The sequence below is a fragment of the Capnocytophaga sp. oral taxon 329 str. F0087 genome (assembly GCF_000213295.2).
Lineage (GTDB): Bacteria > Bacteroidota > Bacteroidia > Flavobacteriales > Flavobacteriaceae > Capnocytophaga > Capnocytophaga leadbetteri_A.
The window spans coordinates 1-1101 of sequence record NZ_KN390092.1; the positions used below are offsets into that span (position 1 = coordinate 1).

The 1101-nt window shown below is 42.4% G+C and carries 1 protein-coding gene and 1 pseudogene; both read left to right on the top strand.

Annotated elements, in window-relative coordinates:
* A partial coding sequence (locus HMPREF9074_RS11480; protein WP_034541009.1) for an alpha/beta hydrolase occupies positions 1 to 962 on the top strand: 962 nt, incomplete at its 5' end.
* 20 nt (positions 963 to 982) lie between these two features.
* A pseudogene (locus tag HMPREF9074_RS12230) lies at positions 983 to 1101 on the top strand (SH3 domain-containing protein); the annotation flags it as partial.

The window sequence follows — 1101 nt, forward strand, 5'->3', positions numbered from 1 at the left end:
ACCCTGTAAATGCTTGCTGCTGGGATAAGATTTTCGCTAAAAGCGATAAAGTTGAACACAAAAAAGTATCGTTTAAAAACCGCTATGGTATTACCCTCGTAGGCGATTTGTATTTCCCTAAAAACAGCGAAGATAAAAAACTTGCTGCCCTTGCTGTCTGTGGAGGATTTGGAGCTGTAAAAGAGCAAGCCTCAGGATTTTACGCCCAAACGATGGCTGAAAGAGGCTTTGTAACCTTAGCTTTCGACCCTTCTTATACTGGTGAAAGTGGTGGAGAACCTCGCAATGTAGCATCGCCAGACATCAATACCGAAGATTTTTCGGCTGCGGTAGATTGCTTAGGCATTCAACCCTTTGTAGATAGAGAAAAAATAGGTATCATAGGCATCTGCGGTTGGGGAGGCTTTGCACTGAATGCTACCGCTATCGATACCCGTATTAAGGCAGTGGCCACAATGGTAATGTACGATATGTCGCGCGTGTTTAGCAAAGGCTATTTTGATGCCAATACACCCGAAATGCGTTTGGAAATGAAGCGCTCGCTCAATGCTATTCGTTGGGCAGATGCCGAGACAGGAACCCCTACACCAGGTTACCCTATGCCCGATGAGCCATCGGATAAAGTACCTCAATTCTTAAATGATTATATTGAGTTTTACAAAACACCACGAGGTTTCCACGAGCGTTCGGTTTCTAATCACGTTTGGACAGCCACTACACTGCTTTCATTTATGAATTTCCCTCTGTTAGCCTATGCAAACGAAATAGAAGTGCCAACCCTTATGATTGCAGGAGAAAATGCTCATTCGCGCTATATGAGTGAAGATGCCTATAAGCTAATAGGGAGCGAGAAAAAAGAACTGCTGATTGTCCCTAATGCCCGCCATACTGATTTTTACGACAATCAAGCTGGAGTAATTCCGTTTGATAAATTGGAGGCGTTTTTTAGTGAGCATCTTTAATAAAATAAAACTTTTTTAATATGAAACACTTACTTATTCTATTCATGCTCCTTACGACCAACGCCTTTGCGCAAGGTCCTTTTGGAGATTATGCCGTAGTAAAAGACAAAGACGGCTATGTAAACATTCGTGCTAAAGA